Below are 14770 nucleotides of genomic sequence, written 5' to 3' on the forward strand. Positions count from 1 at the left end.
GCCAGCAGGAGCAGGCCGACGAACAGGGCGGCGCCCGTGATGAGCCACCTCGGGTCGATCGTCGGGAGCCACAGGTTGCCGTCGGTGAGCACGTAGCTCGACACGAACAGCGCGGCCAGGCCCGTCAGCAGGGTGAAGAAGTCCGGCCACCGCCGGCCCTCGCGGGTCTTCTCAGCCACGGCGGCTCACCTCCACGCTTCCCGTGCCGACGTCGACCGTCAGCTTGACATCCAGGCCGCCCGGGCCCTTGTCACTGCCCTCGTCGGTGAGCTCGACGAGGTCGTTGTTGGGCCCGGACTGGTTGCGGCCCAGGCAGTCCACCGAACCTACGCCGGACACGCAACTCAGCTCGACGTTCGCGGTCCTCGGCAGCATCACGGTGACGTCGCCGAGTCCCAGGTTGATCCGGGTGTCGACCTGGCCCGTCGCCGGGAGGGCGGTCAGGTCCAGCTGGATCGAGCCGACCGAGCGCTCGTAGTTGGGCAGCACCTGCTCGACCGCGGTCGGCTTGACGTCGATGTCACCGACGCCGCGCCAGCCGTCGGGCGACACCGTGGTCATCCCGATGCCGACCACCGCCAGCGGCACGGCCAGGCCGATCAGCCCACGCCCACCCCGGACGAACGAGCCGACCACCATGCCGGCACCGAGGATGGCGAGCGTGATGCCGATGATGTGCTGCGGGCTGATCCAGCCGCCCATGCCCATCGAGAGCACGGCCGCGGCGATCAGCGCCACCCCCACCGTCAGCAGGCCGATCCGCGACTTGTGGCGGCGCGGCGCCGGTTCGTCCTCCTCCTCCACGACGGGAGGGGTCGGGTCCGGCAGGTCCCACGCGAACGGCGCGGCACCCAGCGGGTCCCAGGCCGGCGGGGTGTCCCGTGGCGGGGGTTCGGGGGACGGCGACGGAATCGGCTCGCGGACCCGGGCGGACGCGGTCGGGGTCGCCATCGGCATGGTCGGCGCGACGTCCTGCAACGGCATGGTCGGCATGGCCGGCATCGGCGGCGGCTGCTCCGGTGACGCGGCGGCGGCCGGCGGCTCGGTCGAGATCGGGTTGAGGTGGCCGCGGTTGCGGTGCAGCAGGTACAGGGCCGCGACGATCACCACCACGCTCAGGAACCCCGGGAAGCCCGGGAACAGCCCGCCGAAGAACCAGCCGAACATCGGGATCAGCGCCAGGCCCAGCAGCACGGTGAACCCACTCGACGTGCTACTGCGGCCACGCCCCATCAGCGACTCGACCGGCGAGACCTCGTCGTCCTGCTCGGGCAGGAAGAGCCAGCCCAGCACGTAGGCGATGACGCCCGCGCCGCCGTAGATGGCCGCGACGACGAAGCCGACCCGCACGAGCGTCGGGTCGATCCGATAGCGGTTGGCGATGCCGGCGGCCACGCCGGCGATCTTTCGGCCACGCCGCGGCCGTCTCGGCCGCGTCGCCCAGAAGTCCTTGACGGTGTCCTCGACGCCGGCCATGCCGGCGTTCGGCGATCCCTGTGTCCCACTCACGGTGACGAGCATGCTTCCCCGCGGCGCCCGGCACATCGGGGACCACCCCTGATGTTGACCCCGAGGCGAACCCGGCGACCACCACTGTTCCGGGTATTTCCCCGATGAAGGAGCATGCTGACCGTGTGACGATGGTGGGGTGGCAGCACAGGTGGTGATGACCGCGGAGAACAAGCGCGACGTCGAGCGAACGGCCTCGACCGCGCCCGTGCCGGCCGACGACGTGGTCAAGATGCGTCGCCGGCGGTACGGCCGTGCCGTGGCCGGGGTCGCCGGCGGCGTCGCCGACCACCTCGGCATCAGCGTGCTGTGGGTGCGGATGGCGTTCGCGCTGCTCGCCGCGCTCGGCGGGGCCGGGGTGCTCGCGTACGGGCTGCTGTGGGTGTTCGTGCCGCAGCAGCGGCCGGAGGAGCGGCCCACCGAGGTCTCCCGCAGGGAACGCCAGCAGGCCCGCGGCATGCTCGCGCTGGGCATCGGCCTGGCCATCGGCGCCGGCACGCTGTCCGGCACGCTCAACGGCTGGGTCGCCGGCGGCCTGGGTGTCACGCTCGTCGGTATCGCCCTGGTGTGGCGGGAGGCCGACGACTCGCAGCGGCGCCGCGCCCGCTCGGTGGTGCTCGGGCAGGGCGGGCGCACCGCGCTGGTCCGGGTGCTGTCCGGGGCCGCGCTGGTGATCACCGGCATCGTCGTGTTCCTCATCCGCAGCGTCAACCTCGACCAGATGCAGTTCGCGCTGCTGTCGGTGCTGGCCACGCTCATCGGGGTGGCGGTGCTGACCGTGCCGTTCTGGCTGCGCCTGGTCCGCGACCTGGGCGAGGAGCGCACGGCCCGCATCCGCACCGAGGAGCGCGCGGAGATCGCCGCGCACCTGCACGACTCGGTGCTCCAGACGCTCGCACTCATCCAGAAGCAGTCCGAGGCGCCGCGCGAGGTGCTGCGGCTGGCGCGCGGGCAGGAGCGGCAGCTGCGGGGCTGGCTGTACGGGCCGGCGGGGTACGGCCCCGGCCGGTCGGAGGACGGCGACGACCGTATGACGTTCGCCGAGGCGGTCGCGCAGTCCTGCGGCGAGGTCGAGGACACGTTCGCGATCCAGGTCCAGCAGGTCGTCGTCGGCGACTGCGAGCTCGACGAGCGGCTCACCGGGCTGGTGTTCGCGGCCCGCGAGGCGGTGGTCAACGCGGCCAAGCACGCGGAGGTCTCCGAGGTCAGCGTGTACGCGGAGGTGGAGCCCGAGCGGGTCACCATCTTCGTCCGCGACCGGGGCAAGGGCTTCGACGTCCGGGCGGTTCCGGCCGACCGGCATGGCCTTGCGGACTCCATCCGGGGCAGGATGGAGCGCAACGGCGGTGAGCTGCGGCTGCGCACGGCGCCCGGGGAGGGCACCGAGGTGCAGCTGCAGATGCCGCGGGAGACCGTCAGCTCGTAGCTCTGCCCGTAGTTCCGCTCGTAGTTCTGCTCGTAGGCCTCGTGGAGGAGATTGCCGTGACCGCAGCCAGCGAAGGCGGGAAGCGCCCGGTCCGGGTGTTCCTCGTGGACGACCACGGCCTGTTCAGGGCCGGCGTGCGCGCCGAGCTGGACTCGATCACCGACGACGTCGAGGTGGTGGGCGAGGCGGGCACGGTCGGCGAGGCGGTCGCCGGCATCGGCCACCGCAAGCCCGACGTGGTGCTGCTCGACGTGCACATGCCCGACGGCGGCGGGGCCGAGGTCCTGCGCCGGGTGCGGGCGGACAACACGGAGGTCGTGTTCCTGGCGCTGTCGGTGTCCGACGCGGCGGAGGACGTGATCGCCGTGATCCGGGCCGGCGCGCGGGGCTACGTCACGAAGACGATCTCGAGCCACGAGCTGGTGCGCGCGGTCGTGCGGGTCTCCGAGGGCGACGCGGTCTTCTCGCCGCGGCTGGCGGGTTTCGTGCTGGACGCGTTCGCCGACCGGCCGGGTGCCGCGCCGATCTCCGACCCCGAGCTGGACCTGCTGACCCCGCGCGAGCGCGACGTCCTGCGGCTGCTCGCGCGCGGGTACGCCTACAAGGAGATCGCGGCGGAGCTGTTCATCTCGGTGAAGACGGTGGAGACACACGTGTCGAGCGTGCTGCGCAAGACCCAGCTGTCGAACCGGTACGAGCTGTCCCGCTGGGCCTCGGACCGCCGGCTGGTCTAGGACGGCGGCGCCGAGCGCTAGTTGTCGCCGTTGTTCTGGTTGCCGCTGCCGACCTGGACGAAGTTGTCGATCATGAGCTTGCCGTCGCGCTGGATGACGGCGAAGGACGTGGCCTCGGTGGCCTCCGCGCCCTCCTTGTTCACGTAGCGCAGCGTGGCCACCACCCGGTTGCCCGCGGACTGGGTGTCGAGCACCTCGACCGACGCGATCGTGTCCCAGAAGCGCTGGTAGCTGCGCTTGCTCTTCGACTTGGCCTGGGCCCGCTTCGTCAGCACCTCCCACGCCTGGCCGGTGTTGCCCGGCAGCAGGGCGTAGTAGTCGCGCACCGCCTGCTGGTAGTCCGCCCCGGTCGGCCGCGACAGTGTGGTCGTCGTCGTGGTGGTGGTCTCCGACGTGGTCTGTGCGGGCAGCGGCTGTTGCTGCTGGGTCGTCGGGGTCTGCTGTGCCTGGCCGTTGTTGCGGTCCCGGCCGGCGGACAACAGGCTGGCCACCAGGATCCCCACCAGCATCGCGGCGACGATGGCCAGCACGGTGAGCACGATCGACCGCGCCCGGCTGCCGCCACCGGACCGGCGGGCGGCCGGCAGCGGGCCGGACGGGACCGGCTCCCGCAGCAGCGGACCGGACGGCGTCGGCTCGGAGAACGGGTGCACGTCCAGCCGGGTCTGGTCCTGCTTGGCCCAGTGCGGCGGCTGACTCGGCCGTGGCGGCGTGGGCGGACCCAGCGGCATCTGCTGCGGCGGGGGCGGCAGCCGGTTGCTGGCGATCCGGTCGGTCGGCGCGCCCGCCGCCCCGATGAACCCCGGCTTGCCGTCGGCCACCGCCGCGAGCGTGTCCCGCGCGGTGGTGAGCGACGGCCGCTCCGCCGGGTCGACCCGCAGCAGCTGGTTCAGCAGCGCCGTGAGCGGCCCCGCGTGCCGCGGCGGGGAGATGTTGCCCGCCGCCACCGCGTACAGCAGCGCCAGCGTGTTCTCGCTGAGCCCGAACGGCGAGTGGCCCTCGATGGCCGTGTACAGCGTCGAGCCGAGGGAGAACACGTCCGCCGCGGGCGTCGGGTTCTCGCCCTTGGCGACCTCGGGCGCGAGGTAGGCGGGCGTGCCGGCGAGCATCCCGGTGGCGGTGACCGTGACGTCGCCCGTCGCGCGGGAGATGCCGAAGTCGGTGATCTTGACCGTGCCGTCGTCGGCGAGCAGCACGTTGGCCGGCTTGATGTCGCGGTGCACGATGCCCGCGGCGTGCGCGGCCACGAGCGCCGCGGCCACCTGCGTGCCGATCCCGGCGGCCTCCTGCGGCGACAGCGTGCCGCGCTCGGACAGGACCGTGGCCAGGCTCTTCGACGGCAGGTACTCCATGATCAGCCATGGGTCGCCGTCGTGTTCGGCCACGTCGTAGACGGTGATCGCATTGGGATGCGCGAGCCGGGCGGCGATGCGCCCCTCCCGCATACATCTTCGCCGCGACTCCTCGGCCTGCGCCTCGCTGAGCCCGGGCTGCAACAGCATCTGCTTGACGGCGACGGTCCGGTGCAGGCGCTCGTCGTGCGCCTGCCAGACGATCCCCATGGCGCCGCTGCCGATCCGCGTCCCGAGCCGGTAGCGCCCGCCGACCAGGCCACCCTCAGCCGTCACGACCATCCCCCAAGCCCTCGATCCCCGTCACAAGTCAATTCGTGGCCCCCGTAGGTGGCGGGATCGTCGTCGTGGTGGTCGTCGTCGTGGTAGTGGTCGTGGTGGTCGTCGTGGTGGTGGTGGTCGTGGTGGTAGGACTCGGCGTGGTCGTGGTGGTCGGCTCCGGGGTGGTCGTGGTCGTCTCGTCCACGGAGGCCTGCGTGGTGGGGTCGGTGGTCGTCGAGGACGTCGGGGCCACCACCTGGCTGTTGGGCGCCTCGTTGACCGGGTTGGTGTCGGTGTTCCGCGGCGGCGCGGTGTCCCGGCCGGAGAGCAGCCACGCACCCGCGGCGATCAGCGCCACCAGCACGATGCCGGCGAACACCAGCGGCTTGCGTGAGCGGGAGGACTGCGGCGGCGCGGCGGGCACCGGCCGCACCGAGCGCGTCCGGTCGCCGGCGCCGACCAGCTGGGTGGTCTCGTCGCCGTAGTCGTTGTAGTCGCCGTAGTCGTCGTAGCCGCTGACCATCCGGGTGGCGTCGTCCGACGGCGGCATCACGGGCAGCACCCGGGGCATCGACGGCATGGACGGGACCTCACCCGCGGCCACGGCGGCCAGCAGGTCCCGGGTGCGCGAGGTGGACGGCCGGCGCTCCGGCTCGGCGGCCAGCAGCCACGTGAGCACGCCGGTGAGCGGCCCGGACTGCAGCGGCGGGTTGATGCGGCCGGCGGCCACCGCGTGCAGCAGCTGCAGGGTGTTCTCGGTGAGCCCGAACGGCGGCTCGCCCTCGACCGCCGCGTACAGCGTGGAGCCCAGCGAGAAGACGTCCGAGGCCGGCGTCGGCTCCTGGCCGATGGCCGCCTCGGGCGCGAGGTAGGCGGGGGTGCCGGCGATCATGCCGGTCTTGGTGACCGTGACGTCGTCGGTGGCGCGGGAGATGCCGAAGTCGGTGATCTTCACCGAGCCGTCGTCGCCCAGCAGGATGTTGCCCGGCTTGACGTCGCGGTGGACGATGCCGGCCGCGTGCGCGGCGGCCAGCGCGGCCGCGGACTGGGCGCCGATCCGGGCCACCTCGCGGGCCGGCAGCGGACCGCGCTCGGCCATCACCATGGCGAGACTCTTGGACGGCAGGTACTCCATGATCAGGCAGGGCACGCCGTCCTCGTCCACCACGTCGAACACCGCGATGGCGTTCGGGTGGTGGAGCTTGGCGGCGATCCGGCCCTCACGCATGCATCGCGCGACGGCCTCGGCCTGCTCGTCCGGAGGAAGGCCCGGTTGCAGCAGGAGTCTCTTCACGGCGACCGTGCGGTTCAGCCGTTCGTCGTGCGCCTGCCAGACCACGCCCATCGCACCGGTGCCGATGCGGTGAACCAGTCGGTAGCGCCCGGCCACCAGGCGACCCTCATCGGTCATCGCGCCTAGTCCCTCCCTGCGTGCGGGCCATCGCTCATGCCGACTCCGAGAGCGTGGGGATACCTGAACCGTCCGGCACAGAAACCTCCCGGGCTGGCGCGGGCGTGTTCATCGCCACACGAACAGCGGATGGCCCACGTACGCCGACCGACACCAGGCTAGGCGTTCACTCTGTGCACACGAATGCGGACCGCACCGTGTACGACGGCTCAGGAGCCTAGTAGATCAGTTGCGCTGGGCGGACAGCAGCTCGACGCCGACGATCCGGCGTGGTGAGTCGGCCACGGTGAGCAACTGCTCGAGCTGCAGACGCCCGCCGGTGACCAGCCGCATGCGGACGATCGCGAGGATGTCGTCGCCCTGCTGGCGGATGTCGACCACGTCGACCGAGCGGACCAGCGACCAGGAGTCGAGGAAGGTGCCGAGCGTCGAGTGCAGCAGCTGCGGGGAGATCAGGTGGAAGGCTTCCTGCGGGTCGCTCGGCAGGAGCTTGTAGAACGCGCGGACCAGCTCGAGGTCCGAGGTGGGGAGCTGGACGACCGGCAGGGTGGTGGCCGACGCGCTCGCCCTGGGCTCGGCGCCGGTGCGGGCCGGTGGGCGGGCCTCGATCTGGTCGGACCCGGTACTCGTCGTCGTTGCCTTCGTCGGCTCGGCGCGCGGCGCGGGCTTGGGCGCGGCCTCGGCGGCCCCGGCGGCTCCGTGCCTGGTCCCGGGCAGCTTGCGGGTGAGCTCGCCGGGCAGCAACGCCTGCTCACCGGTGATCCGGGCGGCCGCGCGGCCGGCGGTGCGGGCGTCCTCGTCCCGCTGATGCGCGATCATCGAGGCGACGCCGACCGCCCCGCAGAGCATGGCGGTGGCGAGGCCGAGGCTGGTCAGCTTGGCGAGCTGGGCCCCGCGGGACGGTGGTCGCCGGTGTGACCCCGGGATGGCCAGCGCCCCTGTCCCCGCCGCGATCACCGGCTCGGCCGGCAGGTCGGTCGGTGCCTGGAACAGCGGCGGGACCGATACCGGGGGCTCGGGTCGGGCGGCCTGCTTGGTGATCAACTCGGTGACGGATACCGAGCCGGCGCGTACATGCCGCCGTCCGGACGTCAGACGATCCACTGTGTGCTGGCCTCCGTGCGTTGCGTGAGGGCCAACTAGTTACCGCGCGTCTCGCCCTGGACGCCAGTATTTCCGTGTGGATCACCCGAACGGTGCGATGGGTGGCCGGAATCTTCACTCGAATGGCCTAACGGCAGCTCAACTTGTAATCGAGTTGTCGCTGTCCTGTGGCTCGCTCTGGTTCGGCGGCCGTCGTCTGGTTTGTCGGCCGGGTCCTTCTCGTCACGGCGCACACCACCCAGCCCAGCCTCTTCAAGCCTCAGCTCTCATCCCGATGCCGCGTCGTCGCTGATCTTGGGGTCTCCGCCCCACGTGAAGGTCAGCTGGCGTTTCTCGACCGTCTCCGTGCCGTCTTCTCTGACCACCTTCACCGTGCTCGTCGTCATCGCCTGGTTGCGGTCGATCGTGATGTCCTGGACCTCGACCCTCGACACGCCCTCGTACCTCGCCTCGATGCCTTCCGGGCCCTCGCGCGCCATGCCGCCCGTGCACATGTCGTGGGCGGCCTTCGGGTCCTGCGTGACCAGGCGGAAATATTCTTCCGTCCGGTCGCCCATCGCCTGGGGGTTGGTGGGGGTGACCGGGGCCGGGCCGACCGTCGTCCGGGCCGGGGGTGGGGGTTCGGTCCACGTCGTGTGCGTCGGGCCGGAGGTCTGGTCCGCGGAACCGGGGAGCGACGTGTCCGGCTCTCCCGACGTGCCCGGCTTGGGGGCGTCGCTGGTGCGGCGGACCGTGTCCGGGCGGTTCGGGGTGGATTTCGTGCTCGGCCGGGTCGACCTGGTGGTCGGGTCGGCCGACGAGGTCTCGTCGACGGGGAGCTTCTCGATCTCCAGCTGCTGGGTCGGGTACGCCGGCAGCTCCCGGATCGTGTCGGAGGCCAGCGGGGTGCCGACGAACCGCACCGCCGCCACCGCGAGGCCGCACACGACCGCCGCCGACGTGCCCACCGCGAACCACGCGGCCTTGCGCCAGGTGCGCGGCGGCGTGACCGACGCCGGCACGGTGCCGAGGTCGAACTTGCGCAGCCCGCGCGGCGGCGTCTCCGGCCCCAGCACGTGGACGACCGGCTCGTCGTCGAGGACGGCGCGCGGGTGCGGGACGACCAGCGCGAGCGGCGCCGTGTCGTCGTCCTCGACGGGCTGTGGGATGGACGGCGGACCGAAGTCGAGCCTGGCGTGTGTCGGCAGCTGCCCGGCCTCGCTCGGCCGGACCGCCGGGGTCCAGGCGGAGTTCACCGAACCAGGCCGGTGCCTGCCATGACGTGGCCCACTCGAGGGCCAGCCCCCGCTACTCATGGCTGTGAGACCTCTCTCCTTCCGGGTCGTGACGCGGTGCGACGGATCCGTCACAACTCAGCTTGTGTCGACCACCTGGAAGGCCTCGGCCAGCCGCCCCTCGGGAAAGCCGAACCGGCGCGCGACGTCGGCGAAGGCGCGCCGGAGGCCCTCGTCGAGGGTGTCGTTGCCGCCGGTTTGTGACGCGTGGGCGTGCAGTGCCGCCAGCTTCTTGTCAAAAGTGTCCGTGACGTCGACCGCGTGGTTGCGCAGGTGCGCCGGGCCGTCGGTGAGCCACAGCTCGCGCACGGTCCACGGCTCGAGGCCCTCGTCGCGGAGCAGCTCGGGGTGCGCGTGCGGGTTGCGGGCATCGGGGAAGACGGCGGCGAAGGTGGCCTCGCCGGTGGCCCGGTGGTCCGGATGCGTGGTGGCGACGTGCTCCCAGTTGATCTCCGGCGACCAGGTGAGCACCCGGTCCGGCCGCACCTGGCGAATGACCCGGGTGATGTCGCGGCGCAGCGCCAAAGACGGCACGACCGCGCCGTCGGGGTAGCCGAGAAAGGTGACCTCGGAGACGCCGACCTGGGCGGCCGCGGCGCGCTGCTCGGCCTGGCGGATCCGCACCATCTCGGCGGCGTCGCGGTGCCGGTCGCCGCTCGCCTCGCCGGAGGTGACGACGCAGTACGAGACGTCGACGCCCGCGGCCGTCCACACCGCGACGGTGCCGGCGGCGCCGAAGTCGACGTCATCCGGGTGCGCGGTGACGACCAGCGCCGTCCGCACATCCCCCCTGGAAGTCGGGGTACTCACCCGCGCCAGAGTAAGCCGTTGCCCACGGTTTGAGAGCCGGGGTCGGCATGTTCCGGATGGATCACTCGACCGAGTGACCCTGGATACCGCGCGTTCTACTCGCCCGTGCGGTACCGCTCCTGGGTCGACTGCAGTGCTTTGGTCGCGCCCACGCCGGAACCGGCCGCGAGCATGATCGCCAGCACGTCGGCGATGCCGGTTCCGCTGGTGAGCACCCAGGCGAGGAGTGCCCCGGCGGTGGTGATGCCGGCGACCGGCCAGCGCGACCGCACGTACTGCGCGATCGGTGTTCCGCCGGCCCGCTTGGTGGCGGCCGAGTTGAGCATGGCGAGGTAACCCGCGTGGGCGAGGGTGGCCACCACCGCGGCGATGGCGATGATGACGGCGATCAGGTTGAGCATGACTCCAGTGTGCCTGTGTCCCGCGGGCCGTGGATCGGTGAGAACCCTGAGAATCTGGCGGTTTTACCGGCCCAGCGGTCCGCGGCCGAGGTTGAGCAGCGCCATGGCGAGCCTGCGGCCCTCGGCGCCGAGCTCGCGGTAGCGGGCCAGGACGTCGATCTCGCGGTTGTAGACGATGCGCGGCCCGCCGGCCGCCATCCTTGCCGCGCCGATGGTCTGGGAGACCTCGACGCGGCGCTTCACCAGCCGCAGGATCTCGGCGTCGAGCCAGTCGATCTCCTTGCGCAGCTCGGCGATCTCGTCATCGGCGGGCAGGCTGGGCTTCTCGTCCACCGTGTCGTCTCCAGTGGTCGGGGTCGTGGAGGGCATGTCGTCATCCTTGCGGTCTGCCGGCGCCCTGGCCCGCGAGCGACGAAGCCCCGGGTCCGAGGACTCCGGGGCTTCGTTGTGTGTTGGCGGGCGCTACGCCACAACGGGAGCCGGAGTCCGGATCCCGTAGAAAAACTCGAAGTGGCGGTTTCGCACGGGATCGATTCTGGCACCACCGCGCGCGAACTGTCCACCCGCCCTCGGCTTGCCGCGTCGTTCTTGTCGGTGCGGGCCGGTAACGTTGGACTAATCATGAGCGAGCCTGCGAGCGAATCAATGTCACAGGGCGACCGCGAGCGGTTGGGCCGAGCCTGCGAGGCGCAATCGTGAGCACTCTGTTCGAACTGCCTCCGCAAGCTCCCGCGAAGCCCCGCCGGCGTTCCGGCGCCGAGCTGCTCGCCGACCTCAACGACCAGCAGCGCCGCGCCGTCCAGCACGCCGGCTCGCCGCTGCTCGTGGTGGCCGGCGCGGGCTCGGGCAAGACCAGGGTGCTCACCAGGCGCATCGCCTACCTGCTCGCCGAGCGCGACGCGCATCCCGGCCAGATCATGGCGATCACGTTCACCAACAAGGCCGCCGCCGAGATGCGCGAGCGGGTGGTCGAGCTGGTGGGCCGCCGGGCCAACGCCATGTGGGTGTCCACGTTCCACTCGATGTGCGTGCGGGTGCTCCGCCGCGACGCCGCCACGCTGGGCATGAAGTCGAGCTTCTCGGTGTACGACGCCGACGACACGCGCCGGCTCATCACGCTGGTGTCGCGCGATCTCGACATCGACCCCAAGCGGTACACCGCACGCGGGCTCGCCGCGCACATCTCCAACCTCAAGAACGAGCTCATCGGTCCGGAGGCGGCCAAGGAGGCGGCGGCCAACGACTTCGAGCGCCGCGCCGCCGAGGTCTACGTCGAGTACCAGCGCAGGCTGGGGCTGGCCAACGCGTTCGACTTCGACGACCTGATCATGCGCACGGTCGAGCTGCTGCAGACCTACCCGGACGTCGCGGAGCACTACCGCCGCCGGTTCCGGCACGTGCTCGTCGACGAGTACCAGGACACCAACCACGCGCAGTACACGCTGATCCGCGAGCTCGTCGGCACGGGCGAGAACGGCATGGAGCCCGCCGAGCTGTGCGTCGTGGGCGACGCCGACCAGTCGATCTACGCGTTCCGCGGCGCCACCATCCGCAACATCGTGGAGTTCGAGCGCGACTACCCGCAGGCCGTCACGATCATGCTGGAGCAGAACTACCGCTCCACGCAGACCATCCTGTCCGCGGCCAACGCGGTCATCTCCCGCAACCCCAACCGGCGCGACAAGCGGCTGTGGACCGCGCTGGGCGACGGCGAGAAGATCGTCGGCTACGTCGGCGACAACGACCACGACGAGGCCGCGTTCGTGGCCGGCGAGATCGACCGGCTGATGGACTCCGGCGACGGCCTCACCTATGCCGGCGTCGCCGTGTTCTACCGCACCAACAACCAGTCCCGGGTGTTCGAGGAGATCTTCGTCCGGCTCGGGCTGCCCTACCGGGTGGTCGGCGGCGTGCGGTTCTACGAGCGCCGCGAGGTTCGCGACGCGCTGGCCTACCTGCGGGTGCTGGCCAACCCGGAGGACACGGTCAGCCTGCGGCGCATCCTCAACGTGCCCAAGCGGGGCATCGGTGACAGGGCCGAGGCGTGCGTGTCCGCGCACGCCGACAAGGAGCGCATCTCGTTCAACGCCGCGCTGCGGGAGGCGGTCGAGGACAAGGTGGCGCTGCTCAACCCGCGGTCGCGCAACGCCATCGCGGGGTTCGTCGAGCTCGTCGACAGCCTGCGCGGGATGGTCGACGAGGGGCACGAGGTCGCCGAGGTCCTGGAGGCGGTGCTGGAGCGCACCGGCTACCGCGCCGAGCTCGAGGAGAGCGACGACCCGCAGGACGCCACGCGGGTCGAGAACCTCACCGAGCTGGTCACCGTCGCGCGGGAGTTCGCCCACGCGCTGGACGGCGTGGAGGACCCGCAGCCCGATACCGGCGTCGAGCCGGGCTCGCTGGCGGCGTTCCTCGAGCGGGTGTCGCTGGTGGCCGACGCCGACCAGATCCCCGACGACGACACCGAGTCCACGGGCGTGGTCACGCTGATGACCCTGCACACCGCGAAGGGCCTGGAGTACCCGGTCGTGTTCTGCACCGGCTGGGAGGACGGCATCTTCCCGCACATGCGGGCGCTGGGTGACCCGACGGAGCTGGCCGAGGAGCGCCGGCTGGCGTACGTGGGCATCACGCGGGCGCAGAAGCGGCTCTACCTGTCGCGCGCGATCGTGCGGTCGGCGTGGGGCCAGCCCATGACCAACCCGCCGTCCCGGTTCCTCGACGAGATCCCCGCGGACCTCGTCGACTGGCGGCGGGTGCAGCCCGAGCGGGCCGCGCCGAGCGCGCCCACCTCGTGGGGCTCCCGCCGGTCGGAGGCCATCCGGTCGCGTGGTGAGGGTGCCCAGACGGGGTTCGGCCCGGCGCGCGGGTGGAAGGACACCCCCGCGCTGTCGCTGAACGTGGGCGACCGGGTCAACCACGACAAGTACGGCGTGGGCACCGTGGTGGCCACCGACGGCGTGGGCCCGCGGGCCACGGCCACCATCGACTTCGGCACGTCGGGCACCATCCGGCTGATGCTGATCGGCAGCGTTCCCCTGGTGAAGCTCTGATTTTCTGACCTCGTCAGGACCCTCGTCCGGCGCGCCTCGAACACCTGTGCGAAAATTGTCGGTGCCATCGGGTTGACTCCACACCGACGGGACGCACAGTCCCGCAGAGACAGGCAGACGAGGCCAGGCAGGGGGACCTAAGTGTGGACGAGATGTTGTTCCGGGTGTTCGCCGAGAGTGTCGGCCGCTACCTCGACGCGGTCGAGGGGCTGGCCGGCAACGAGGCGGCCCGGCAGCGCAAGATGGCCATCGAGGTACGCAGGCTGGTCGCCGCCTGGCGAGCGCTGCTCGAGGAGCACCAGCCGACCGCGCGGGGTCGCTGCGGCGGCTGCGGGCGTAGGCGGCGAGGCGCCATGTGTGGCGTGTGGCGCGTCGCCCAGGCCTACTTCGTGCGTGACGCGGGGTCGGTCAGAAGGTAATGCCGTGCTCGGCCAGCCACGGCCGGGGGTTCACCTTCATCCCGCTGGGGTCCCAGATCTCGAAGTGCAGGTGCGGGCCGGTGGAGTAGCCCCGGCTGCCCATGCGTGCGATCTGCTCGCCGGCGCGCACCTGCTCGCCCTCGTGGACCGAGAAGGTGTCCATGTGGCCGTAGACGCTGATGGTGCCGTCGGCGTGCTGGATGCGGACCCAGAGGCCGAAGCCGCTGGCCGGGCCGGCCTCGATCACGGTTCCGTCGGCCACGGCCACGATCGGCGTGCCGATCCGGTTGGCGATGTCCAGGCCGTAGTGGGTCGTGCCCCACCGGGCGCCGAAGCCCGAGGTCAGCCGGCCCTGGGCGGGCTGTACGTACCTGGGGCGGTTCCGCTCGGCGGCCTCGGCGGCCAGCTTCTCGGCACGCGCCTGGACGATCTTGTCGCTGGCGAGGATCTTCTGCGACTCCTGCGGAGCCGCGGAGACCTTCGCGACGGTCAGGATCTCGGGAGCGGCCGCTGAGGCGTCGCCACCGATACCGATGGCGGCGGAGGCGTCCTTGCTGTCCGCGAGGGGTGTGACGTCGGGGGACTGTCCGGCCTTGAGCGTCTGACCAGCCGCAGCCGCGGCGAACGCGCCAACGGCCACAGCAGCGACGACGACTCGCCCGCGCAACGCGGACGACGGGGGGGACACCCGGTGGATACCACGGATGCGGGTGGAGGTGCGCTCCGTCATCGCTTCTTCAAGCGCTGCGCACTCCCAGTCTTCGCCGCCGGGGGAGCGGTGTCGGGCCAAGGCCTGCCTGTCCTTCCGTCTCGGGGAGTCCGGGCTCGAACGCCTGCTCGTTGGGGTCGAGCAAAGCGCGGGCACCGGGCGGGGGATCCCGGCTGGTCGGCATTCAGGTTGCCGACCCTGCCCAATTCGTGACCGGACCGTGACAACGGACCGGGGGACAGTAACGAAGGGAAAGCGCTTAGAGCAACTTCCGTGATTTGTGTCGGCCATTCGAGTGGCGCCCTCG

General features: G+C 71.6%; 13 protein-coding genes. 4 read left to right on the forward strand and 9 right to left on the reverse strand.

The genetic code is table 11. The annotated features are described in order from the left end of the window. Positions 1–171: 171 nt before the first annotated feature. Positions 172–1509, reverse strand: a complete 1338-nt coding sequence (locus tag VGD70_RS10650) for a PspC domain-containing protein (protein ID WP_331080620.1) — start codon at positions 1507–1509, stop codon at positions 172–174. A 157-nt stretch (positions 1510–1666) separates the two neighbouring features. On the opposite strand from VGD70_RS10650, the gene VGD70_RS10655 reads away from it, so the two are divergent. After that, positions 1667–2935, forward strand: coding sequence for a PspC domain-containing protein (locus tag VGD70_RS10655; protein ID WP_331080641.1), 1269 nt, complete (start codon positions 1667–1669; stop codon positions 2933–2935). A 56-nt stretch (positions 2936–2991) separates the two neighbouring features. Continuing rightward, the gene (locus VGD70_RS10660) at positions 2992–3669 is read left to right on the forward strand and encodes a response regulator transcription factor (protein ID WP_331080621.1); all 678 of its coding nucleotides are present in this window, start codon (positions 2992–2994) and stop codon (positions 3667–3669) included. A gap of 17 nt (positions 3670–3686) precedes the next feature. Here the strand turns inward: VGD70_RS10660 and VGD70_RS10665 are convergent, their stop codons facing one another. The 7 genes from VGD70_RS10665 to VGD70_RS10695 all read right to left on the reverse strand — a co-directional run bounded on the left by VGD70_RS10665 (position 3687) and on the right by VGD70_RS10695 (position 10651). After that, positions 3687–5297 (reverse strand): serine/threonine-protein kinase, encoded by a 1611-nt coding sequence (locus VGD70_RS10665; RefSeq protein WP_331080623.1) that lies wholly within the window; start codon positions 5295–5297, stop codon positions 3687–3689. Between the two features lie 34 nt (positions 5298–5331). Further along, a complete protein-coding gene (locus tag VGD70_RS10670) occupies positions 5332–6693 on the reverse strand; it encodes a serine/threonine-protein kinase (RefSeq protein WP_331080625.1) in 1362 nt (453 codons plus the stop codon). Positions 6694–6918: 225 nt separating this feature from the next. Further along, entirely contained in the window at positions 6919–7737 is an 819-nt protein-coding gene (locus VGD70_RS10675; RefSeq protein WP_331080627.1) for a hypothetical protein, read from the reverse strand. 326 nt (positions 7738–8063) lie between these two features. Then, the gene (locus VGD70_RS10680; protein WP_331080628.1) at positions 8064–9032 is read right to left on the reverse strand and encodes a hypothetical protein; all 969 of its coding nucleotides are present in this window, start codon (positions 9030–9032) and stop codon (positions 8064–8066) included. 117 nt (positions 9033–9149) lie between these two features. After that, positions 9150–9881, reverse strand: a complete 732-nt coding sequence (locus VGD70_RS10685) for a PIG-L deacetylase family protein (RefSeq protein ID WP_331080630.1) — start codon at positions 9879–9881, stop codon at positions 9150–9152. Positions 9882–9976: 95 nt separating this feature from the next. Next, complete coding sequence (locus tag VGD70_RS10690; protein WP_331080632.1) at positions 9977–10282, reverse strand: hypothetical protein; 306 nt, start codon at positions 10280–10282, stop codon at positions 9977–9979. 63 nt (positions 10283–10345) lie between these two features. Then, positions 10346–10651: a chorismate mutase gene (locus tag VGD70_RS10695; RefSeq protein ID WP_331080634.1), complete on the reverse strand. Its 306-nt coding sequence runs from the start codon at positions 10649–10651 to the stop codon at positions 10346–10348. 326 nt (positions 10652–10977) lie between these two features. Between VGD70_RS10695 and pcrA the strand changes: the two genes are divergently transcribed. Continuing rightward, positions 10978–13335, forward strand: a complete 2358-nt coding sequence (gene pcrA / locus VGD70_RS10700) for a DNA helicase PcrA (RefSeq protein ID WP_331080636.1) — start codon at positions 10978–10980, stop codon at positions 13333–13335. A 143-nt stretch (positions 13336–13478) separates the two neighbouring features. Then, entirely contained in the window at positions 13479–13754 is a 276-nt protein-coding gene (locus VGD70_RS10705; RefSeq protein ID WP_331080638.1) for a hypothetical protein, read from the forward strand. On the opposite strand, the gene VGD70_RS10710 is transcribed toward VGD70_RS10705, so the two are convergent. Further along, the gene (locus VGD70_RS10710; protein ID WP_331080640.1) at positions 13744–14484 is read right to left on the reverse strand and encodes a M23 family metallopeptidase; all 741 of its coding nucleotides are present in this window, start codon (positions 14482–14484) and stop codon (positions 13744–13746) included. The two genes, VGD70_RS10705 and VGD70_RS10710, sit on opposite strands and share 11 nt — an antisense overlap. Between the last annotated feature and the right edge of the window lie 286 nt (positions 14485–14770).

It is taken from the genome of Actinophytocola sp. (assembly GCF_036402745.1).
Lineage (GTDB): Bacteria > Actinomycetota > Actinomycetes > Mycobacteriales > Pseudonocardiaceae > Actinophytocola.

Coding starts and splice junctions, on each gene's coding strand:
- VGD70_RS10695 (WP_331080634.1), bottom strand. CDS start 10,651: ATGCCCTCCACGACCCCGACCACTGGAGACGACACGGTGGACGAGAAG.
- VGD70_RS10690 (WP_331080632.1), bottom strand. CDS start 10,282: ATGCTCAACCTGATCGCCGTCATCATCGCCATCGCCGCGGTGGTGGCC.
- VGD70_RS10655 (WP_331080641.1), top strand. CDS start 1,667: ATGACCGCGGAGAACAAGCGCGACGTCGAGCGAACGGCCTCGACCGCG.
- VGD70_RS10670 (WP_331080625.1), bottom strand. CDS start 6,693: ATGACCGATGAGGGTCGCCTGGTGGCCGGGCGCTACCGACTGGTTCAC.
- VGD70_RS10710 (WP_331080640.1), bottom strand. CDS start 14,484: ATGACGGAGCGCACCTCCACCCGCATCCGTGGTATCCACCGGGTGTCC.